The 20,948-nt window shown below is 69.0% G+C and carries 14 protein-coding genes, 1 tRNA gene and 1 pseudogene; 10 read left to right on the top strand and 6 right to left on the bottom strand.

Going from position 1 to position 20,948, the window contains the following annotated elements; genetic code table 11:
• Positions 1-116 precede the first annotated feature (116 nt).
• Together G8D98_RS06975 and G8D98_RS06970 are read left to right on the top strand one after the other, a co-directional pair.
• A pseudogene (locus G8D98_RS06975) lies at positions 117-436 on the top strand (integrase core domain-containing protein); the annotation flags it as partial.
• A gap of 172 nt (positions 437-608) precedes the next feature.
• The gene (locus tag G8D98_RS06970) at positions 609-1,781 is read left to right on the top strand and encodes a tyrosine-type recombinase/integrase (protein WP_166100896.1); all 1,173 of its coding nucleotides are present in this window, start codon (positions 609-611) and stop codon (positions 1,779-1,781) included.
• A 347-nt stretch (positions 1,782-2,128) separates the two neighbouring features.
• On the opposite strand, the gene G8D98_RS15435 is transcribed toward G8D98_RS06970, so the two are convergent.
• The 3 genes from G8D98_RS15435 to G8D98_RS06960 all read right to left on the bottom strand — a co-directional run bounded on the left by G8D98_RS15435 (position 2,129) and on the right by G8D98_RS06960 (position 3,946).
• Entirely contained in the window at positions 2,129-2,350 is a 222-nt protein-coding gene (locus tag G8D98_RS15435) for a hypothetical protein (protein ID WP_229661926.1), read from the bottom strand.
• 267 nt (positions 2,351-2,617) lie between these two features.
• Complete coding sequence (locus G8D98_RS06965) at positions 2,618-3,559, bottom strand: caspase family protein (RefSeq protein ID WP_166100894.1); 942 nt, start codon at positions 3,557-3,559, stop codon at positions 2,618-2,620.
• A 6-nt stretch (positions 3,560-3,565) separates the two neighbouring features.
• Positions 3,566-3,946 (bottom strand): TIR domain-containing protein, encoded by a 381-nt coding sequence (locus G8D98_RS06960; RefSeq protein WP_166100891.1) that lies wholly within the window; start codon positions 3,944-3,946, stop codon positions 3,566-3,568.
• 549 nt (positions 3,947-4,495) lie between these two features.
• Between G8D98_RS06960 and G8D98_RS06955 the strand changes: the two genes are divergently transcribed.
• Positions 4,496-5,755: an IS256 family transposase gene (locus tag G8D98_RS06955; protein WP_166100888.1), complete on the top strand. Its 1,260-nt coding sequence runs from the start codon at positions 4,496-4,498 to the stop codon at positions 5,753-5,755.
• Between the two features lie 227 nt (positions 5,756-5,982).
• Here the strand turns inward: G8D98_RS06955 and G8D98_RS06950 are convergent, their stop codons facing one another.
• From G8D98_RS06950 to G8D98_RS06940, 3 genes are all read right to left on the bottom strand, one after another.
• Positions 5,983-9,633 (bottom strand): NACHT domain-containing protein, encoded by a 3,651-nt coding sequence (locus tag G8D98_RS06950; protein WP_166100886.1) that lies wholly within the window; start codon positions 9,631-9,633, stop codon positions 5,983-5,985.
• A 1,046-nt stretch (positions 9,634-10,679) separates the two neighbouring features.
• A complete protein-coding gene (locus G8D98_RS06945) occupies positions 10,680-11,366 on the bottom strand; it encodes a hypothetical protein (protein WP_166100884.1) in 687 nt (228 codons plus the stop codon).
• A gap of 471 nt (positions 11,367-11,837) precedes the next feature.
• A tRNA-Arg gene (locus tag G8D98_RS06940) sits at positions 11,838-11,912 on the bottom strand.
• Between the two features lie 65 nt (positions 11,913-11,977).
• On the opposite strand from G8D98_RS06940, the gene G8D98_RS06935 reads away from it, so the two are divergent.
• The 7 genes from G8D98_RS06935 to rho all read left to right on the top strand — a co-directional run bounded on the left by G8D98_RS06935 (position 11,978) and on the right by rho (position 20,941).
• A complete protein-coding gene (locus G8D98_RS06935) occupies positions 11,978-12,406 on the top strand; it encodes a response regulator (RefSeq protein WP_166100882.1) in 429 nt (142 codons plus the stop codon).
• Positions 12,407-12,416: 10 nt separating this feature from the next.
• Complete coding sequence (argS, locus tag G8D98_RS06930; RefSeq protein ID WP_166100879.1) at positions 12,417-14,063, top strand: arginine--tRNA ligase; 1,647 nt, start codon at positions 12,417-12,419, stop codon at positions 14,061-14,063.
• Positions 14,064-14,074: 11 nt separating this feature from the next.
• Positions 14,075-15,511, top strand: a complete 1,437-nt coding sequence (gene lysA, locus G8D98_RS06925) for a diaminopimelate decarboxylase (RefSeq protein WP_166100875.1) — start codon at positions 14,075-14,077, stop codon at positions 15,509-15,511.
• Positions 15,512-15,540: 29 nt separating this feature from the next.
• Entirely contained in the window at positions 15,541-16,854 is a 1,314-nt protein-coding gene (locus G8D98_RS06920; protein ID WP_166100872.1) for a homoserine dehydrogenase, read from the top strand.
• Positions 16,855-16,856: 2 nt separating this feature from the next.
• Positions 16,857-17,960, top strand: coding sequence for a threonine synthase (gene thrC, locus G8D98_RS06915; RefSeq protein ID WP_166100870.1), 1,104 nt, complete (start codon positions 16,857-16,859; stop codon positions 17,958-17,960).
• Complete coding sequence (thrB, locus tag G8D98_RS06910; protein WP_166100868.1) at positions 17,953-18,900, top strand: homoserine kinase; 948 nt, start codon at positions 17,953-17,955, stop codon at positions 18,898-18,900. The genes thrC and thrB overlap by 8 nt, the downstream gene beginning before the upstream one ends.
• 289 nt (positions 18,901-19,189) lie before the next feature.
• A complete protein-coding gene (gene rho / locus G8D98_RS06905; RefSeq protein ID WP_166100943.1) occupies positions 19,190-20,941 on the top strand; it encodes a transcription termination factor Rho in 1,752 nt (583 codons plus the stop codon).
• Positions 20,942-20,948 lie beyond the last annotated feature (7 nt).

Below are 20,948 nucleotides of genomic sequence, written 5' to 3'. Positions count from 1 at the left end.
CGTCGCCGCCACCCTCAACAGCCGCCCCCGCAAGACCCTCGGCTGGAAGACCCCAGCTGAGGCCTTCGCCGAGCAACTACAGTCCATCCCACAAGCCGGTGGTGCAACGATCGATTGAACCCAGCCAGTACGTCAGCATCCGCCACACCGAGCGCCTCGCCGAAGCCGGGATCGCCGCCTCCGTCGGCTCGGTCGGTGACTCGTTCGACAACGCCCTGGCCGAGTCCATCACGGGCTGTACAAGACCGAGCTCATCAAGTCTCGCGGGCCGTGGCGCACCGCCGATGCCGTCGAGTACGCCACCGCCGAGTGGGTCGACTGGTTCAACCACCGCCGCCTCTACGAGTACTGCGGCGACATCTCACCGGCCGAGGCCGAGGACCACTACTACGCTCAGAGCGCAGCCAAGCCGCCGGCCGAGCTGTCACGAAACTGAGTCTCCGGACTCGCCGGGGCGGTTCACCGGCGTGTCGAGGGTGTGTCTGGCAGAGCCGGATTCGCGCGAGTATCCTTGCAGCACAGCGTTGTTGGTGATGGACAGACGTGGACACAGATGGTCACGGGTGCCCTCCGCTATTGCACGTATGTTGCACGGAACGGAGCAGAGCATGGTCACGCGACGTCCTGGGCGGCGCGGTTTCGGCGCCATCCGGAAGCTGCCGTCCAAGCGGTTCCAGGCCAGCTACCTCGGCCCGGACCTCGACCGGCACGTCGCCCTGAAGACCTTCGAGAGCCGCATCGACGCCGAGGGGTGGCTGGCCGCCGAGCGCCGGCTCGTGGAGTCGGGTGAGTGGCTCTCGCCGCTGGCTCGCGAGGCACGGAAGCGGTCGGCCCCGACGCTTCAGGACTACGCCCCCGAGGCGCTGCTCAGCCGGCGGGTGCGGGGTGAGCCGCTGCGACCGCTCACGCTGAAGCTCTACAACGGGCTGCTCGACCGGCTCATCTACCCGACGTTCGGTGACGTGCAGCTACGGGCGGTCAAGCCGGTCGACGTCGTGCGCTGGCACTCCAACATCGACCCGACGATGCGGACCAGCCGCGCCCAGGCCTACGCCCTGCTTCGGTCCCTGTTCGCGCAGGCGACCCAGGAGGGTGTCCTCGTGGGTGACAACCCGTGCCGGATCCGGGGCGCCAGCGCCACCCGGCGTGAACGGGTCATCGAGCCGCTGTCCGTCGGCCAGCTCGAGCTCCTCGTTCTCCAGACCCCTGATCGGCTACGCGCGGCCGTGCTCATCGCCGCCTGGTGCGGACTCCGTTTCGGCGAGGTCTTCGAGCTCCGCCGCGGCGACCTCGACCTCGACGCGGCCATCGTTCACGTCCGCCGCGCCGTCGTCCGGGTCGACCGCATGGAGGTCGTCGGGCCTCCGAAGTCCGACGCCGGCATCCGCAAGGTCGCCATCCCTCCGCACGTGGTTCCGCTCCTGCAGGAACATCTCGACCGGCACGTCGGCCGCGCGAACAATGCGCTGCTCTTCGCGACCCGCTCCGGGCTCCACTGGACCCATGGGAACTTCTACAAGGCGGCCTGGGTGCCCGCCCGTGAGGCGATCGGGATGCCGAACCTGCGCTTCCACGACCTCCGGCACACCTCCGCGGTCCTGGCCGCCCAGACGGGCGCGACGCTGGCCGAACTCATGGCACGGCTCGGCCACAGCACTTCTGTGGCCGCCCTCCGCTACCAGCACGCCGCAGACGGCCGAGATGCCGTCATCGCCGAGGCAATGTCCTCTATGGCCGCCGAGCGTGCCGACAACGTCATCGCTTTCCGCCCGATTCGGTAGGGCGCCAGGCGGCCGTGATGTAGCACCTGCGGCTCTCTACGCGCAAAGGCCGCGCGCGGAAGCTCGCCTCCACCTCGGCAGTAGATACCGGCGCCAAACAGCCAACGGGGACGCATATCAAAGACTTTAGAGCAATGCCGGGAGGAATACTGTGGCGGAGACCTCGCCCGGGTCGACACCAAACGTGAATCAACAACTCGAGCGCGGACGGGCTTCTTCGCGACGGACGTCGTCGCGGCGACGAGATGCGTCCCCCAGGCGCGCACCTAGGGCCAGGCCGCCCTAGTCTTAGGAGCAGGGTTTCTACCGACCTGTTCTCGAGTTTCGTTGCCAGCTCACGCTGAGGGTCAGCGCGAGAGCCCAGGAGGCCAAAGGACCCGTACGCGTTTCCCGAGGGCGCGTGCGCGCGCCACCACGTCGCCCGTTCCCCCTAGTCCCTGCGCCTTCTTCCCGTCCCACACGGCGATCAGCCAGTCCCCTGTCCGTGCGACCTGGTCGCCCGCGGCCATAAATGCTTCCTCGGTCGGTTCCTCGTAGCCCAGGACCTCAACCATCTCGGCGTCGTCCAATAAAGATTGGTACTTGTCCCGGGCCGGACCAGAGAAGGTCGCTGCGTACCCTTTGCATGGCACTATCACGTGCAGCGCTGCCCCTGCCCGTATCAACTCCTCGGCGACGAGGGTGTCAGCGCCGATTGCCAACGAACAGACCACTGTGGTCGATCGGGCATCCGGGAACCATGCACTGAGTGACCGCTTGACCAGCGAAACCGCTAAATCTGGCAGCTGTTGATGGCCTGTCACTCCAACCACTTGAGGAGGGGGAGGCGCTTTCACTTAAAGTCGACCCTCGGTGTGGACGTGGTGGTAGTGCCGACCCAACGGAGTGAGCCTGCACGCACCTGAGTTCATCGCGGCGAAGTAGAGGTGCTCCTCGTCGACCGGTTCCAGCAGACTCGATGCCCGCGCCTTCTGCATCTGCCCAAAGATTCGCTCATTGTCTTCGTTGTGCGGTTCAACGGTCGGTTCAAACGAGGGATCAAGTGCAAACTCGGCGAACGGATCCTTGAACAGCGAGAGGATGGCGCGCAACTCCCTAAGGGCCAGGTAGGGATCGCATTGCCGAAGCTCAAGAGGACGCGCAATATTTGCTTTAAACGTTGGACGCTGCTCCCAAGCGCCGAAGGATTCGGAGACGTAGGCGTAGAGACTCCCAAGGTCGACGCGTCCTAGAGTGTCGGCAGCGCCGCCTTCCAGGGCGCCCTCAACAAACGTCGAGAACATGCCCCTCCCAGCGTGTGATTCGGCCGAGGTCTGATCAGCGCGACTCGCCGCAAGGATGCTTACGCCCGCTCGAAGCGCTGCCGCATCTGAGGTTAAAGCCGGCACGCCCCCAGCCCCTCCGGCGAAGCAGCAGTCGAGCAAGATAACGATCTCTGGGATCTGTGACTGTGCCACGTGGCCCATAATCTCGGAGAATGCGAGTCCGGGCGTCTTCTCAGTCCCGTCTTGTGAAACGAGGATCACATCGTCCGCCGACGGTCCACCGTGCCCCGCGAAGAACAAGAGGGCGCTATCTGCTCCTGGCGCAAACAACGCTTCAATCGCCGCGATCAATTCGTCGCGACTCATGTCGATGCCGATAGCACAATCGAAGTTTGGCGCGTCGTCGTCGTGACGGGCGAGCAACGGGTGAAGCGCGCGAACGTCGTTGGCGCACCCGTGTAAGTCTTTGTATAAACTGTAGTGGTCATTACCCACGAGGAGTGCGCGCTTCATGACGCACTACAGGGAGTCGATGAATGAAGCGACGTTCTCCCACGTCCACGCGTCGCATTTAGCAGAGCCCATCTCTCTTGGCTTGGTGCGAAAGCCATCTTCGATCCAGACCCCGATTAGCGGCACATCCTCCTCCACTGCGCAGGTGATTTCCCAGAGTTGACCATCGGCCGCTGCGGTATCGCTGCTAATGAGAGCGATAACCCCGTCGGAACGTCGAACCCTAGTCCGAACGCGTTCCTTCCATTCAGACTTATACGGCTCCTTGACTGACATGTCCGTCCAGTCGTAAGGGGTGTCAGTCAACTTGCGCTGGCCCAGAAACAGATTCTTGGCGCCCTCATCCTCTTTCGCGAATGCGATAAAGACGACCTTTGTGTCAGCCATGAACTTCCTCCGAGTAGATCGATTGCAAGCGCCGCTCCAACAGAAAAGCTAGAGAGACTAAGGGTAAGGATACAACTTGAGAGCCTGTAGGAGGTCGGCTCGCCCGGGTCAGCCGCCGTTGCCGGCGATCCGCGTACTTGTCGTTGTGGTCGTGTGCGAGCCATGCCACTTGTGATCTTACGTAGACGTCCACCGGAACCCTCTCGCGGAGCCCGCAAGGTGGTCGGCGAACTCTCTTCAAGCGATGGCCAATTCATCTGCGCCTGTTGCACCCGAACTTGACCGCCGCTAGCAGCCCCTTGAACTCACGGAGCGGTCACCGGTGCCCTGCGGGCTTGCGGGGATGGTTTTCTGAGCGAGGTTACTGGCTGCGTGCGTGACTTGGTTGCAGGGCCGCACCGTCTCCTGGTCAGCGAGGAGGCACACTCAGTTGAGTCCGACAGAGTGGTGTACGAGCAGCCGGTGACCGTGTCGCTACCGATGTGAGCGGCGGTCACCGGGTGATTCTTCGAGAGATCTTCCACAACCCACTCGAAGAGGAGCACCACGATGACCGCCGTCCCCAGTATCGACCCTGCCCGGTTCCTGCGTGAGGAGCTGTCCCAGGCCTCGCCGGACCTGATGCGTGACCTGCTGACCACGTTCGTGAACGCGTTGCTCCCGGCCCAGGCCGACGCGGTGTGCGGCGCGGAGTACGGTGCACGGGACCCCGAGCGGGTCAACCGGCGCAACGGCTACCGCCACCGCGACCTCGACACCCGCGTGGGCACGCTCGATGTCGCGGTCCCCAAGCTGCGCGAGGGGTCGCTGTTCCCGGAGTGGCTGATGGAACGCCGCCGCCGCGCGGAGGCGGCGCTGACCACGGTGGTCGCGACCTGTTATCTCCTGGGCGTCAGCACGCGCCGGATGGACAAGCTGGTGCGCACCCTGGGGATCACCGGCCTGTCGAAGTCCCAGGTCTCGCAGATGGCCCGGAGCCTCGATGAGCAGGTGGCCGCGTTCCGCACCCGCCCCCTGGACGCCGGCCCGTACACGTTCGTGGCGGCGGACGCACTGGTGATGAAGGTCCGCGAGCACGGCCGGGTCGTCAAGGTCGCGGTCATGGTCGCCACCGGCGTCAACGCCGAGGGCTACCGGGAGGTCCTCGGGGTGCACACCGCCACGTCCGAGACCCACGCCGGGTGGCTGAGCTTCTTCCGGGACCTGGTCGCCCGCGGCCTCACCAGCGCGGGCCCGGTCGGGCTGGTGACCTCCGACGCGCACTCCGGCCTGATCGACGCGGTCGGGGCGACCCTGCCGGGCACGGGGTGGCAGCGGTGCCGGACCCACTTCGCCGCCAACCTGATGTCCGCCACCCCGAAGTCGTCGTGGCCGTGGGTCAAGGCGCTGCTGCACTCGGTGTACGACCAGCCCGACGCCGAGGCCGTGCACGCCCAGTTCGACCGGATCGTCGAGTCGCTCACCGAGAAGCTCCCGACCGTGGCCGCGTACCTCGAGGAGGCGCGGGAGGAGATCCTCGCGTTCACCGTCTTCCCCAAGGCCTGTTGGCGACAGATCTGGTCCAACAACCCCAACGAGCGACTGAACCGGGAGATCCGCCGCCGAACCGACGTCGTGGGGATCTTCCCCAACCGCGACGCCGTCATCCGACTCGTCGGCGCAGTCCTGGCCGAGCAGCACGATGAGTGGGTCGAGCAGCGCCGCTACCTCGGCCTCGAGCTGCTCAAGCAGTGCCGGACCGCCCTCACCCCGACCGTCCCCGACGAGAAGGAGGACCCCCTGACAATCGCTGGCGCCATCAGCGCCTAACCCCCCAACGAGGAATCACCCTCGTACACCACCCCAGCGGGCTTGACCTATCCCGTCGCCGCGCTCCGTCCGCGTTGGCAGTACGAAGCCATCATGACCACACCGGCCACTCAGGCCGCCTGACCCCAGCTGTCACCTATCGGTGCAGCAGTCCCCACCCAACGCACTGCAACGTGAAATCGGCGCAGCGGTTCCCGGTTCGGGCTCGTAAGGTGCGCCACTGGTTGTCAGCGGAGAATGCGGGATCCACCCGTTTCAACGATGCTGAGGAGCCGGGCCGCGGCTTCGCTCTGTGCACCCAGGTTTAGCAACCGCTGGGCGGTTGTCTCTTTGCCTGGGATCAGCCCACGGTCGAGCGCCTCCGCCACCGCTATTCGGGCGGTCTGCGGCATTGACGCCCACATACCTTCGATGTGCGCGAGCCGGCTGTGGTCACGCTCAAGGTACGTGGTCACAGTCTGGGCGGTATAACGGGAGGAGCGGTTGGATAAGGGCTTACTATCAGTGTGGACAATCCTGAAGAGCAGTTCCTCGCTCGCTTCTTGATCGTACATGTTCAAAGCGAGGGCAGACGCTGTGCTGTTGAGGCCTGCCCATAATGCTGCCGACCGGTTCGAGCGACCCGCGGCCGCGTCGGCGTCCAACGCATCCCAGTACGCCGACAGAATCTGTTCCACGTGGGCGACGGTGACGTCCGCCTTCGCCGACGGTCCCCGCAGTACACCCATCAAGATCATCCGTAGTTTCTTGCTCACCTGTGGGTCCTCTCCATCGCGGAGCGACGCAACAATTCGGTCGACCACCCGCTGCGACATCCCGGGGTTCCACGTGGCTGTCTGAATGCGCGAGTGAATGGCACCAGCGACATGCTCGACGGCTTTGGGAACGCGTGTTGGCAGGAGTGTGACAAGCCAGGGCACACCATCCGCATCCAACTCCCTGGAATCCCATTGAGGCAGGCCCTCGTGCAGAGTCCGCGCGCACGCACTAACCGCGGAGGTGCGTCGCTCCCACTGGAAGATCTTCTCGCACTGTGAGCGCGCAGCCGCAGAAACCGGTGCGAGGAAGCCCTCCAGAACCGCGGAGTTTATCCGGTCCGTGGCGTGCTGTCCCGACGCGAGCAACGCCACCAGAGGCTGGTGCGCCAGCACCTGAGCAGGGGTCAACGTTTGCAGCATGGCCTCGAAGCAGTTCCAGCGGGCCCGATCCGGTCCCCCTTCCTCGAACCGCTCACAAAGCTCACCCTCTAACGCGACGAACGTTGGCTCATTTCCCGCCATAAGCCGGACTAGAGCGGGGAGAGCGGTCTGCACATCTACCGATCTTCGCGACCAAAGAACCTCAGCAAGCGCCTGCCTGGTGTCAGCTCGCACCTCGTCGCATACCCGTCGCATCAGTGTGCTCGCGGTAGCCACTGCGACCCGATCCGCTGCGACCCCTTGGGCGAGGATCACCTCCGCGGTCCTCGTCGGCCAGTACGTCGCGAGGAACTCCGCCGCGTTGTGAACGCGAGGCCGACCTGAGGTCACGGTCGGCGTCAAAGCCTCCCGAAGCAACTCTTCAAATACACCGACGTCGTGACTTGCCACCTTAACCACCGCGCGCGTCTGCGCGGCGTCCCAGCGTTGGGGCCATTCTCCGAGTAACAGATCCCGCCATGTCTTCCAATTCTGGGCCGCGCGCCAACCAGGATCCGACCACGAACGCGCAAGAAGTTGTCCGGCGTCATCCGGCGACCCGCTCGGCAGCCCGGACCGCAAAGCGATTTCAAGCAGTTCCTGGAAACGCGACTCAGGCTGCGCCGCAACCCGGGCGATTATATGCGCCCTGCCGGGGTCTGGAAGGGCTGGATACAGGCCAACCAATAAGGCCAGGTCACCCTCGACCAGCTCAGTCGGGAAGCCCGACAGAAGTCGCGTGACAACGGGACTAACCAACACAGCCGGTAGGGCGGGGTCCCGCGTCACGAGAGCAACGATCGCCGGCACGAGTAGATCGGCACGCGCCTTGACGTCGAGCGTTGCCAGCAAAGACGCAGCTACCTGGGCGAGCCGATTCAATTTTCCTGTCTGATTGACCAGAAGGTCCAAGAGGACACTGGCAGCCACGCGTCGGCGGCTCTCTCCCACACTGAGAAAGAGATCCGCAAAGAGCGCGAGCTCTTCAGGCGCCGCGACCGCGAGCTCTTGCACCAAGTGAATGCTTCGGTCGTCATCAGGCTGCTCTAGGGCACTCCGCAGGCGAATCCGCATCCCCGTACCTACATCAACGGGGACCGCCTCTGCGAGTGTGTCGTAGCGAGACACCTCGAGTTCGGATTGCAGTAGGTAGGCGGCAACCCCCCACATGCCACTGTCGTTCTCGTACAGCCTGACACGAAGACGCTCGAGGTCAGGCGTTTGACCCGCAGCAACAAGGTATTGCGCCACCGCGAACTCCGCGAACGTCTGGTGGAAGAACCTGAACCGGCCCGCCACCTCCCGCAGGACGCCCTCGCCACGCAGTCGATCTACGGCACCCCAGTCGATGGCCCCCAATGGTCTGGCCGACTCAACGAACCGCTCGTGGCTCTCTTCCCAGATCGCCCCGGCAATCGCCAACGCAGCCTCCTCCTGAGCCCGCGCAGCCTCTCCCCGGAGCCCTTCCCGATCTAGGGCAATCCGACGATCCCAGTACGACCTGTACAAAGCCGCCACCGTTAGATCATCCGGGATTGGACCGAGCCCTCCATACAGTTCACACGCCATCGCCAGCCGCAACGGCACCCCCAGCACCTCGGAGCCCCCGGTGGCGTGGGCAGCCCGCGACAGACTCTCCACGAAGAGAGGACTGACGTTCGTCGACGCGGCCACAAACGCCTCGCCCCACGCGAGAATCTCATCGGGAGTCAGCCGAGGCAGCGGAAGCACCGTCCTCGGGGGAAGGGATTTCGCTAGATCGAAATCGATCCATTCACGCTCGCGGCACAAGACCACCAGGCCGTGCTGCTCGGCGATTCGTCGCAGCAGGGCTGCGATGACCCGAGCAGAGCTTTCGCTCAGTATTAAATCCAGAGTGTCAATGATCACGCAGACCTGACCACCACGAGCTAGGTCTTCGAGAGCCGCCGTGAAGACCGGGACATCGTCGAGCCCTGTGGCCGCCTGACAGAGCGCCAGGTCCACGTCTTTGGCTGTGGCAAGCGAGGCTGCACGGGGCACGGAGGAACAGGGAACTATCACCACCGCACGACCGTCGGCGAGGAGCGCGTCGTAGATCTGCCCGGCAAAGACGCTCTTCCCTAGTCCTCCGTCGCCGACAATCGCAAGTGGCGTCCCGTCTCGACGGAGTCGGTTCAGGCCTGGTTGGATGAGGTCACGCCGGTCGACCTCCGGAAGAGTGTCTGGCGTGAGCTCGGCGCGGGCCTGCTCACTGATAGCCAAGAAGGCTGCCCGGCCCGGCATTGGTTGCGCATCCCGCGCTTCGACCTCCCTAACGCGCCGCTCAAGGCTCGCGATTTGTTGACTCAACACGGCGAATACCTCCCGCAACGCGGGCGCGTTCTCGGCCGCCGCCTTCGCTAGGCTGGTGGCCGCCATCCTGATCCCACGCTCGGCGATGCGAAATCGCGCCTGCTCTGAGTTTGCCCACTCGCTATCGGATTGGTGCGCGGCGTGGACCACGCTCTCGGCTAGGACTCCAGGGTCAAAGCGCGCGCGCACGAGCTCGTCCAAACCGAACCCATTTGCGGCGACCGCGTTGACCGCGAGTTCCAGACCCGCAGTGATTTCGGCGTCGTCGCGCTCAGCCAGTTCCCCCTGCGCCCACTCGCGGAGTGATTCTCGCAGCCTACGGACCAGCTCGTCCGTCTCTGGGTGGGACTTCAGTGTGGTCTCCACGCGTCCCAACCTCAACAGGAAGGCCTGCCCGGCAGCGCCCGCGACCAAAGCAGGGCCCAGGCCGACGGTAGCTACTCCAGCTGCTGCGCTAGCGACACTGATGGTCGCCAGCATGCGCACCAAGTCCTTCTGTCGGCGCGAGAGGGCCATGTTGGGTCCCCGTTCTGGTGTAAGCCGGTGCCTCCGCTGCCGGTCGCCCGGGTGATTGAGCGTTTCGCACAGTACCTGCGAGTGGCCGCGAAACGGTCAGATCTCAACCACCACGACCGGCGCTGAGTCTGAATCCAACGAGGACGCGATGTACGCGCGGCCGTGACCGACCGGACAGATTTGGAACCAGGAGGCCCCTTAGTGCCGGTGTTGGCGCCCCTGCCGCCGCTCGACAGAGTCGACAGGCGGCGGATGGGGCCATTTGGCCACCTCCCATCCGATCGGGCTACTGCAGCGTCTCCTCGAACGAGTGCGTCGGACGTGGACATCGGGCGCGGCTGGGAGTACGCGGTCCCGGGGTCTCGCTCTTCCGGGCGACCAGACGCTAAGACTGTTCGTCAACTCGTGGCCATGACCGCCCGACTCGTCCCGGGCGAGACCACGAAACGCGCGCTCGCCCGCACCACAGCGTCGACCTGGTCGACCTCGCGCACGGTGCCGGCGCCGACGAGCCAGCCGGGCGGCGCGGGCCTCCATCCCCTGTCGCCCGGAGGACTGCACAACGACGTCCACGCCGCGCTCGGGGAACAGCCGCCCGAGCTCGGCGTCCAGGGCCTCGACGTCGTCGCACCAGGCCGTCGCCACCCCCAAGAGGCCAACAGTTCGCGGCGGTTCGAACTCGGCTGGACCACCACGACAGGCCCCGCACCCTACGCGCGCGCCGCCTGCGCGACCAGTATGCCCAGCGAGCCTCCGCCCAGCACGAGCACTCCCGTACCCGACAGCGGACCGGCGTTGCGCAGCGCGCGCACCGCGACCGCCAGCGGCTCGGCCAATACGGCGTCCGCCAAGCGCAGCCCGTGTGAGCTCGCCGCCATCCACCTTGTGGCACAGCCTCATCCTCTGGGCGGTTGCTCGTCATCTAAGGCTGTTCGCCCGCCAATCTCCCTCAGTGCCTCAGCATTGCGAGCACGCCACTCGCGCCTTTCGATGTCCAGCTCCTGCCCCAAAGAGGCTTCGTACATATCGTTGAAGTTGGAGATCGATCGTTCCGCCGCGAGCACGTATTCGCATGCAATCTCGGATCGTGGTGGAAGCGGCAAGTCCTTTGACCAAGCCGCTAAGGCGTCATGAACGTGTTCATAGGCTACGTGCGCGGCGGAGATCTCAGAAGCCGCGTAGTGCTCTTGGGCGAGGCTGGGGCCCTCTCTCAGGATCGAGCGGGCCTCCTCGACCCGCTGGCGCAAATCGGATGGGAGAAAGACACACTCCGATGACGCTTGCTGCATTGAATCGCCGATCACGTGGTAGAACCACGCTGCGTCCGCGTCCTGGGGCTTGTTCCTGAGATGGTCATAGACGCCGGCGAAGATGACATCGCAGGACTCGGCCGCTTCACGTGCGCGGTCCTCTGTCGCTCTTGCTTTCCTAGCCTGGTCCGCGCGACGCTCACGGTCGAGTTCGGACTTGCGCTCCGAGCGCTGCTGCATGGTTGTGGCGAAGATCGTCATGAGGCCGCCGACGAACGCGCCGCCAAGGCCAGCGCCGGCCGCGATCAAAGCGCTCGTCGTCTCCAGTTCCACCCATGAAGACTAGGGTGCGGAAGGGCTGAGCCACCAGGACGCCGTCCTGGGCCGAGGACAACTGGACATGGTCACTACGCGGCGGTGTGCTGCGGATCCGTGGAGCCTCGCACCAGAAGCCCAGGGGTCGCACCCCATAGGTTCCGGGGCGACCCCGGGGGTTGGGGCACCAGGCGGGAAACCCGCGGCGGGGTGGCCCGATCTGGGCGGTGTGACTCCCCCCTGCGGGCTGAGACTTCGACCTGAGTGGGCTCGCCGGCACACGGACGAGACGGCGCTGAGGCGCGTGAGGTCCGCTCAGGCCGGCCCAGCGAGTGCGCCCCGGTCTCGGTGCCCAGGCTTAGACCGCATCGGCGTGCAATAGGCGTGCAACAACGAGCCGGGCGCCGGAAGGGCCGATTTGACCTGTTGCACGGTTGTTGCACGCAAGGCCCCTGGAAACACATCACCGCAGGTCAGAGACCTGCGGTGTGGTGCCCCCGGCAGGATTCGAACCTGCGCTCCCGCCTCCGGAGGGCGGTGCTCTATCCCCTGAGCTACGGGGGCCGAACGGCCTGAGCCACCGCCGAAACGGCAACGGCGACTGAGGCTAGCAGCCTACGCTGGGCATCATGCAATCCGGGACGGAGGACCCCGGTGCAGCCCCCCGCGTCCTCGTGTGCGACGACACCGAGGCGATCCGAGCGCTGCTCCGGATCAACCTCGAGCTGGCCGGGTTCGTCGTCGAGGAGAGCACCGACGGGCGCGCGGCGATGGCCCGGCTCATCGACACCGACCTGCCCCGCCCGGACGTCGTCGTCCTCGACTCCCAGATGGCGCCCTACGACGGCTGGTGGGCGATCGCGGCCATCCGCGCCCACCCCCCGCTCGACCCGGTGCCCGTCGTCCTCGTCACCGCGACCGCGGGCGAGCTCGTGAGCCCCGAAATCAGCGGCGCCGGGTTCGACGCGTGCGTGAGCAAGCCCTTCGAGCCCGAGCAGGTGGTCGAGGTCGTCTCACGGCTCGCGGCGTCCGGTCGGGCCCCGCGGCGCCGTCCGTAGACTTTGCCGGGTGACCCCCGAAGAGCTCTCGGCCGCGATCCGCGCTGCCCTCCAGTCCGTCGTCGACTCCGGTGACCTCCTGGTCGCCGTCCCCGACGAGGTCCGCGTGGAGCGCCCGAGGAACCGCGACCACGGGGACTGGTCGACCAACGTCGCCCTCCAGCTGGCCAAGCCGGCGGGCCGGCCCCCGCGCGAGGTCGCCACGCTGCTCGCCGGGCGGCTCGCCGACCTCGCCGGGGTCAAGACCGTCGACGTCGCCGGGCCCGGCTTCCTCAACATCACCCTCGAGGCCGCCTCCGCCGGCGAGCTCGCCCGCACCATCGTCGAGACCGGCGCCGAGTACGGCCGCAACGACGCCGAGGCCGGGCACGTCATCAACGTCGAGTTCATCTCCGCCAACCCCACCGGCCCCCTCCACATCGGGCACACCCGCTGGGCCGCGCTCGGCGACTCGATGGCCCGCCTCCTGCTCGCCTCCGGCGCCGAGGTGACGAGCGAGTACTACATCAACGACGCCGGCGCCCAGATGGACAAGTTCGCCGAGTCCGTGCTCGCCCGCGCCGCGGGGCGGCCCACCCCCGAGGGCGGCTACCCGGGCGCCTACATCGACGACCTCGCCGCCACCGCGCTGGCCGCCCGCCCCGACCTGACCGACCTGCCCCACGACGAGGCCGTCGCCGTCGCCCGCGAGCTCGCCTACGCCGCCCAGCTGCAGGACATCAAGGACACCCTCGCCGACTTCGGGGTGCGCTTCGACGTCTGGTTCTCCGAGCGCTCCCTCCACGACGGCGGCGCCGTCGGGCAGGCCGTCGCCCGCCTGCGCGAGCAGGGCCACGTCTACGACGCTGACGGCGCGGTCTGGCTGCGCACCACCACCTTCGGCGACGACAAGGACCGCGTCCTCGTGCGCGCCGACGGCGTCCCGACGTACTTCGCCGCCGACGCCGCCTACTACCTGAGCAAGAAGGACCGCGGCTTCGAGCAGAAGATCTACCTCCTCGGCGCCGACCACCACGGCTACATCAACCGGCTCAAGGCGATCGCCGCCTGCGCCGGCGACGACCCCGAGCACAACATCGAGGTGCGCATCGGCCAGCTCGTCAACCTCGGCGGCGCCCGGCTGTCCAAGCGCGCCGGCAACATCATCGAGCTGCGCGACCTCATCCGCTGGATCGGCACCGACGCCATCCGCTACTCCCTCGCGCGCTACCCCGCCGACAGCCCGCTCTCCCTCGAGGGGGAGGAGCTGCGCAAGCAGACCAACGACAACCCGGTCTTCTACGTGCAGTACGCCCACGCGCGCACCGCCAACCTCGCCCGGCTCGCCGCCGAGGACGGCGTGCACCGCGCCGACGGCTTCGACGCCGGCCTGCTCACCGACCCCACCGAGGCCGCCCTGCTCGCCGCACTCGGCGACTTCCCCCGGGTCGTCGCCCAGGCCGCGCACCTGCGCGAGCCGCACCGCGTCGCGCGCTACCTCGAGGGTCTCGCCGCCCGCTTCCACAAGTGGTACGACACCTGCCGCGTGCGGCCGCAGAACGCGCAGGAGGAGGTCACCGACCTGCACCGGACGCGGCTGTGGCTCGGCGAGGCCACCCGTCAGGTGCTCGCCAACGGTCTCGACCTGCTCGGCGTCTCGGCGCCCGAGCGGATGTGAGGGGCTGACCCGTGCGCGCCCACGAGGCCGGTGCCCTGCACGCCGAGGGCTACGGCGGCCCCCCGCTCTACCTGCCCTACCCGAGCGACGTCATGGAGCTGCTCCCGCAGCTGTGGCCCGCCTCGGTCGGCCGGGACGACCGTGGCCGCCTCACCGTCGCCGGCGTCGACGTCTGCGCGCTCGCCGAGCGGCACGGCACGGCCGCCTACGTCATGGACGAGGACGACTTCCGCTCCCGCGCACGCGACTTCCGCGACTCCTTCGCCTCCGCCTTCGCCCACCTCGGCGGCGCCGACGTGTACTACGCCGGCAAGGCCTTCCTGTGCACCGCGGTCGCGCGCTGGGTCCAGCAGGAGGGCCTCTGTCTCGACGTGTGCACCGGCGGCGAGCTCGCCGTGGCCCGCCGCGTCGGCTTCCCCGCCGAGCGGGTCGCCTTCCACGGCAACAACAAGACCGTCCCCGAGCTGCGCGAGGCCCTCGAGTACGGAGTCGGCCGAATCGTCGTCGACTCCTTCGACGAGATCGAGCGGGTCATCGCCCTGGCGACCGAGCTCGGGGTCCGGGCCCCCGTCATGGTCCGGGTCACCGTCGGCGTCGAGGCACACACCCACGAGTTCATCGCCACCGGCCACGAGGACCAGAAGTTCGGCTTCAGCCTCGCCGGCGGCCAGGCGATGGCCGCCGTGGCCCGGCTCGCCGCCCACCCCGAGGCCGTCGACCTGCGCGGCCTGCACAGCCACATCGGCTCCCAGATCTTCGACACCGCCGGCTTCGAGGCGGCGGTCCACCGGCTCGCCGGGCTGCACGCCGCCGTGGCCACCGAGCACGGGATCGCCCTGCCCGAGCTCGACCTCGGCGGCGGCTACGGCGTCGCGTACACCTCGCAGCACACCCCGCTGCCCCCGCGCGAACTCGCCCGTTCGCTCGCCGAGATCGTCGAGCGCGAGCTCGCCGCCGGCGCGGGCGCCGGCCACCCGGCCCCGCGGGTCTCCGTCGAGCCCGGCCGCGCCATCGTCGGCCCGACGACGTTCACCCTCTACGAGGTCGGCACCGTCAAGCACGTCGACCTCGGCGGCGGGCACGGCCGCACCTACGTCTCGGTCGACGGCGGCATGAGCGACAACGCCCGCCCCGCCCTCTACGAGGCCGACTACTCCTGCACCCTCGCCAACCGCAGCTCGAGCGCCGAGCCCACCCTCGCCCGGGTCGTCGGGCGGCACTGCGAGAGCGGCGACATCGTCGTCCTCGACGAGTACCTGCCGGCCGACGTGCGCCCCGGCGACCTCGTCGCGGTCCCCGGCACCGGCGCCTACTGCCGCAGCCTGTCCAGCCAGTACAACCACACCCCGCGGCCGCCGGTCGTCGCCGTCCGGGAGGGTGAGAGCCGCGTCATCGTCCGCCGTGAGACGATCGACGACCTGCTCGCCCTCGACGTCGCCGACGCGTGAGCCCGACCCACCAGGAGACCCCGCCCCCCATGGCCCACGAACCCGGAGCCCCCGTGCGCGTCGCCCTCCTCGGATGCGGCGTCGTCGGGTCCTCCGTCGCGCGGCTGCTCACCGAGCACGCCGACGACCTCGCCGCCCGGGTCGGCGCCCCCCTCGAGCTCGTCGGCATCGCCGTGCGCCGCCCCCAGCGGCCGCGGCCCGACGTGCCCGTCGACCCGTCGCTGTTCACCGCCGACGCCGAGGAGCTCGTGACCCGCGCCGACGTCGTCGTCGAGGTCATCGGCGGCATCGACCCCGCCCGTGGGCTCATCCTGCGCGCCATGGAGCACGGCGCCGGCGTCGTCTCCGCGAACAAGGCCCTCGTCGCCGAGGACGGCCCGACGCTGTTCGAGGCCGCCGCACGCAACGGTGTCGACCTCTACTACGAGGCCGCCGTCGCCGGCGCCATCCCCATCCTGCGCCCGGTGCGCGAGTCGCTCGCCGGCGACCGCGTCCGGCGGGTCATGGGCATCGTCAACGGCACGACCAACTTCGTCCTCGACAAGATGGACGTCTCCGGTGCCGGCTTCGCCGAGACCGTCGAGGAGGCCCAGGCGCTCGGCTACGCCGAGGCCGATCCCACCGCCGACGTCGAGGGCTTCGACGCCGCGGCCAAGGCGGCCATCCTCGCCAGCCTGGCCTTCCACACCCGGGTGTCCTCGGCCCACGTCCACCGCGAGGGCATCACCGAGGTCAGTGCGGCCGACATCCGCGCCGCGCGCGAGAACGACTGCGTCGTCAAGCTGCTCGCCATCTGCGAGCGGGTCACCGCCAGTGGGTCCGACGCCGTGAGCGTGCGGGTGCACCCCGCGATGGTGCCGCGCTCGCACCCCCTGGCCAGCGTCCGCGAGGCGTTCAACGCCGTCTTCGTCGAGGCCGAGGCCGCGGGCGAGCTGATGTTCTACGGGCGCGGCGCCGGGGGCGACCCCACCGCCTCGGCCGTCCTCGGCGACCTCGTCGCCGTCGCCCGGCAGCGGGTCTCCGGCGGTCACGGGCCGGGGGAGTCGGCCTACGCCGACCTGCCCGTCGTCGACCTCGGCCAGGCGGTCACCCGCTACCACATCAGCCTCGACGTTGCCGACCGCCCGGGCGTGCTCGCCCAGGTCGCGGCCGTCTTCGCCGAGCAGGGGGTGTCCATCGAGACCGTCCGCCAGCAGGCCGGCCCCGAGGACGACGGCCGCGCCCGGCTCATCGTCGTCACCCACCGCGCCACCGACGCGGCGCTCTCGGCCACCGTCGAGGACCTCGCCGCGCTCGAGTCGGTCGACGACGTCGTCTCCGTCATGCGCGTGGAAGGAGCCTGACCGTGGCCCAGCAGTGGCGAGGCGTGATCCGCGAGTACGCCGAGCGGCTCCCCAGCCTCGAGGGGGCGCCGGTCGTCACCCTGCTCGAGGGCGGCACCCCGCTCATCCCGTGCGAGCACCTCTCCGAGCTCACCGGTGCCTCCGTGTACGTCAAGTACGAAGGGCTGAACCCCACGGCCTCGTTCAAGGACCGGGGGATGACCGCGGCGATCTCCGCCGCCAAGCGCGCCGGAGCCCGAGCCGTCATCTGCGCCAGCACCGGCAACACGAGCGCCAGCGCCGCGGCCTACGCCGTCAAGGCCGGGATGACCTGTGCCGTCCTCGTGCCCGACGGCAAGATCGCCATGGGCAAGCTGAGCCAGGCGATCGCCCACGGCGCCACCCTGCTGCAGGTCGAGGGCAACTTCGACGACTGCCTCACCGTGGCCCGCAAGCTCGCCGAGTCCTACCCCGTCGAGCTCGTCAACTCGGTCAACCCCGCCCGGATCGAGGGGCAGAAGACCGCCGCGTTCGAGGTCGTCGACGCCCTCGGCGACGCTCCCGACATCCACGTGCTGCCCGTCGGCAACGCCGGCAACATCACCGCCTACTGGCGCGGCTACTGCGAGTACGCCTCGCCCACACCGGGAGTCGGTGGCGAGGTGCTGGCACCGCTCGCCACACGGCGCCCCGCGATGTGGGGGTTCCAGGCCGCGGGCGCGGCCCCCATCGTCCTCGGTCACCCCGTCGACGAGCCCGAGACGGTCGCCACCGCCATCCGGATCGGCAACCCCGCGTCGTGGCGTCAGGCGGAGGCTGCCCGCGACGAGTCCGGGGGCCTGATCGACTCGGTCACCGACGAGGAGATCCTCGAGGCGCACCGCCTGCTCTCCTCGACCGAGGGCGTCTTCGTCGAGCCCGGGTCGGCGGCCAGCATCGCCGGTCTGGTCAAGATGCACCGCGCCGGCCGGGTGCCGTCCGGCGCCACGGTCGTGTGCACCGTGACCGGCCACGGCCTCAAGGACCCACAGTGGGCGCTGCGCACCGCCGACGGCGGTGACGTCGAGCCGGTCCGGGTGCCCGTCGACGCCTACTCGGTCGCCGCGGCGCTCGGTCTCGATGGGTGAGGTCGAGGCGGTGCTGCGCCCCGGCGCCGCCGTCGAGGTCGAGGTGCCGGCGAGCAGCGCCAACCTCGGCCCGGGGTTCGACTCCGTCGGCTGCGCCCTCGGGGTGTGGGACCGCTGCCGGGTCACCGTGACCCCCGAGCCCGGCCTCGTCGTCACGGTCGAGGGGGAGGGCGCCGGTGCCGTGCCCCTCGACGAGAGCCACCTCGTCCTGCGGGCGATGCGCGCCGCCTGGGCCGAGGTCGGGGTGGACGTGCCGGGCGGGCTGCGCCTCGAGTGCCACAACGCCGTCCCGCACGGGCGGGGGATGGGCTCGTCGGCCACGGCGATCGTCACCGGCATCGTCGCCGCCCTCGGCCTGGCCAGCACCGCCCAGGGCGACCCCGGCGTGGTCGACCTCGACGCCGCGAGCGCCCTCGCCGCCCGGCTCGAGGGCCACCCGGACAACGCCTCGGCGAGCGTCTACGGGGGCGTCACGCTCTCCTGGACCGACCCCACCGGCGCGGCCAGCACCGTCCGCCTCCCGGTGCACGCCGACCTCGAGCCGGTCGTCTTCGCCCCGCCGTCCCAGCTGTCCACCGCGCGGGCCCGCTCCGTGCTGCCCCAGCAGGTGCGCCTCGCCGACGCCGCCGCGAACTCCGCGCGCGCGGCGCTGCTCGCGTACGCCGTCGGCGCCGCGCCGCAGCACCTGCTCGAGGCCACCCGCGACTGGCTGCACCAGGAGGCCCGCCGAGGCTCCTACCCCGAGTCGATGGCGCTCGTGGACCGCCTGCGGGCGGCGGGACACGCCGCGGCCATCTCCGGCGCCGGGCCCTCTGTCCTCGTCCTCACGCCACGCCCGCGGGTCGACGCGGTCCGCGCCCACGCGCCGTCGGGGTGGCGCGTCCTGGCCCCGGGCATCCCCGAGCACGGCGCCGTCCTGCGCGTCCTCGCCACCGGGTGACCGGCACGTTCTCCGCGTCGATGCGGACCTCGCGCCGGCACGGTGGTACGGTGGTGACGCGTTCGCAGCCGATGCCGGGCTCCGCCCGTTGCCTGCAGCGAATCGCCTCCCACGCCTTCGGGGCACAGCACGCGGTCCGCCGTGGCCGCCCGCCCGGGCGTGGTCTCTTCCACCAGACCGGCCTCTGACGCCGGTCCACGAGCGAGGGGAAGGATCCTTCGTGACAGACACCACCAGCCTCGAGGCGGCACCCGCCACGGCCCAGCGGCGCTCCGGCGCCCTGTCCGCGATGCGGCTCGCCGAGCTCCAGGGGCTCGCGTCGAGCATGGGCATCAGTGGCACCGCCAAGATGCGCAAGGGCGACCTCGTCTCGGCCATCCGCGCCCGCCAGAACGGCGAGAGCGGCCCCGCCGCGCAGAGCCGCCCGGCCCGCGAGGAGCGCGAGGTCGCCGCCGCCCCCCAGGGCGAGAACGGTCACCAGGGCCGGGCCGCCGAGAGCGACCAGGGCGCCCCGGCCACCGGGCACCCCGCCGAGCGCGAGCCCGAGCAGCGCCGCGACCGTGAGCACAACGGCCGTGAGCGCGAGCAGAACGGCCGCGAGCAGGGCCGTGAGCGCCAGGGGGGCCGCGACCAGAACCAGGACCGCGACCAGAACCAGGACCGCGGCCAGGGCAAGAACGACCAGCGCGGAAACCGCGACCAGCAGGGCGGCCGCCCGCAGGACCAGCAGCACCGCGACGACGAGGACGGCAGCGGCCGCGGCCGGCGCCGCCGCAACCGGGGCCGCAACCGCGACAAGCGCCGCCAGAACCAGCAGGACGGCGGCCAGAACGAGGGCGAGCTGCAGGTCCACGAGGACGACGTCCTCGTGCCCGTCGCCGGCATCCTCGACATCCTCGACAGCTACGCCTTCGTGCGCACCACGGGCTACCTGCCGGGCAGCAGCGACATCTACGTGCCGATGCAGCTCGTCAAGCGGCACGGGCTGCGCAAGGGCGACGCCGTCACCGGCTCGATCAAGGCGCCGCGCGACGGCGAGGAGCCCCAGCAGCAGACCGTCGGCTCCCGTAACAACCGCCAGAAGTACACGCCGCTCGCCCGGCTCGAGACGGTCAACGCCATGGCACCCGACGAGGCCCGGCGCCGGCCCGAGTTCACCAAGCTCACGCCGCTCTACCCGCAGCAGCGCCTGCGTCTGGAGACCGAGCAGAACCTCGTGACGACCCGGATCATCGACCTCGTCGCGCCGATCGGCAAGGGTCAGCGCGGGCTCATCGTCGCGCCGGCCAAGGCGGGCAAGACGATGGTCATGCAGGCCATCGCCAACGCCATCACGACGAACAACCCCGAGTGCCACCTCATGGTCGTCCTCGTCGACGAGCGTCCCGAGGAGGTCACCGACATGCAGCGGGCCGTCAAGGGCGAGGTCATCTCCTCGACCTTCGACCGCCCCGCCGACGACCACACGACGGTCGCCGAACTGGCCATCGAGCGGGCCAAGCGTCTCGTCGAGATGGGCCACGACGTCGTCGTGCTCCTCGACTCGATCACCAAGCTCGGGCGCGCCTACAACCTCGCCGCCCCGGCGAGCGGGCGCATCCTCTCCGGTGGTGTCGACTCGGCCGCGCTCTACCCCCCGAAGAAGTTCTTCGGCGCCGCCCGCAACATCGAGAACGGCGGCTCGCTGACCATCCTCGCCACCGCGCTCGTCGAGACCGGCTCGCGCATGGACGAGGTGATCTTCGAGGAGTTCAAGGGCACCGGCAACATGGAGCTCAAGCTCGACCGGCAGCTGGCCAACCGGCGCATCTTCCCGGCGGTCGACGTCAACAACTCGGGCACCCGCCGCGAGGAGATCCTCCTGGCGCCCGACGAGCTGAAGATCATGTGGAAGCTGCGGCGTGTGCTCGCCGCGCTCGACAGCCAGCAGGGCATCGAGCTGCTCCTCGACCGGCTGCGCAAGACGAAGAACAACTACGAGTTCCTCATGCAGGTGCAGCAGACGAGCTCGATCAAGCTCGACGACGAGGACGACGCCTGAGCCCGAG

The sequence above is a fragment of the Phycicoccus endophyticus genome (genome assembly GCF_011326735.1).
Classification (GTDB): Bacteria; Actinomycetota; Actinomycetes; order Actinomycetales; family Dermatophilaceae; genus Phycicoccus; species Phycicoccus endophyticus.
The sequence above is the reverse complement of the archived record's forward strand: the minus strand, read 5'-3'. Positions and strand labels throughout refer to the sequence as shown.

Excerpts from the sequence above, each read along its gene's own strand:
- G8D98_RS06955 (WP_166100888.1), top strand. The coding sequence starts at position 4,496 with ATGACCGCCGTCCCCAGTATCGACCCTGCCCGGTTCCTGCGTGAGGAG.
- G8D98_RS06935 (WP_166100882.1), top strand. The coding sequence starts at position 11,978 with ATGCAATCCGGGACGGAGGACCCCGGTGCAGCCCCCCGCGTCCTCGTG.
- G8D98_RS06960 (WP_166100891.1), bottom strand. The coding sequence starts at position 3,946 with ATGGCTGACACAAAGGTCGTCTTTATCGCATTCGCGAAAGAGGATGAG.
- rho (WP_166100943.1), top strand. The coding sequence starts at position 19,190 with ATGCGGCTCGCCGAGCTCCAGGGGCTCGCGTCGAGCATGGGCATCAGT.
- G8D98_RS06920 (WP_166100872.1), top strand. The coding sequence starts at position 15,541 with ATGGCCCACGAACCCGGAGCCCCCGTGCGCGTCGCCCTCCTCGGATGC.
- G8D98_RS06970 (WP_166100896.1), top strand. The coding sequence starts at position 609 with ATGGTCACGCGACGTCCTGGGCGGCGCGGTTTCGGCGCCATCCGGAAG.
- thrB (WP_166100868.1), top strand. The coding sequence starts at position 17,953 with ATGGGTGAGGTCGAGGCGGTGCTGCGCCCCGGCGCCGCCGTCGAGGTC.
- G8D98_RS06965 (WP_166100894.1), bottom strand. The coding sequence starts at position 3,559 with ATGAAGCGCGCACTCCTCGTGGGTAATGACCACTACAGTTTATACAAA.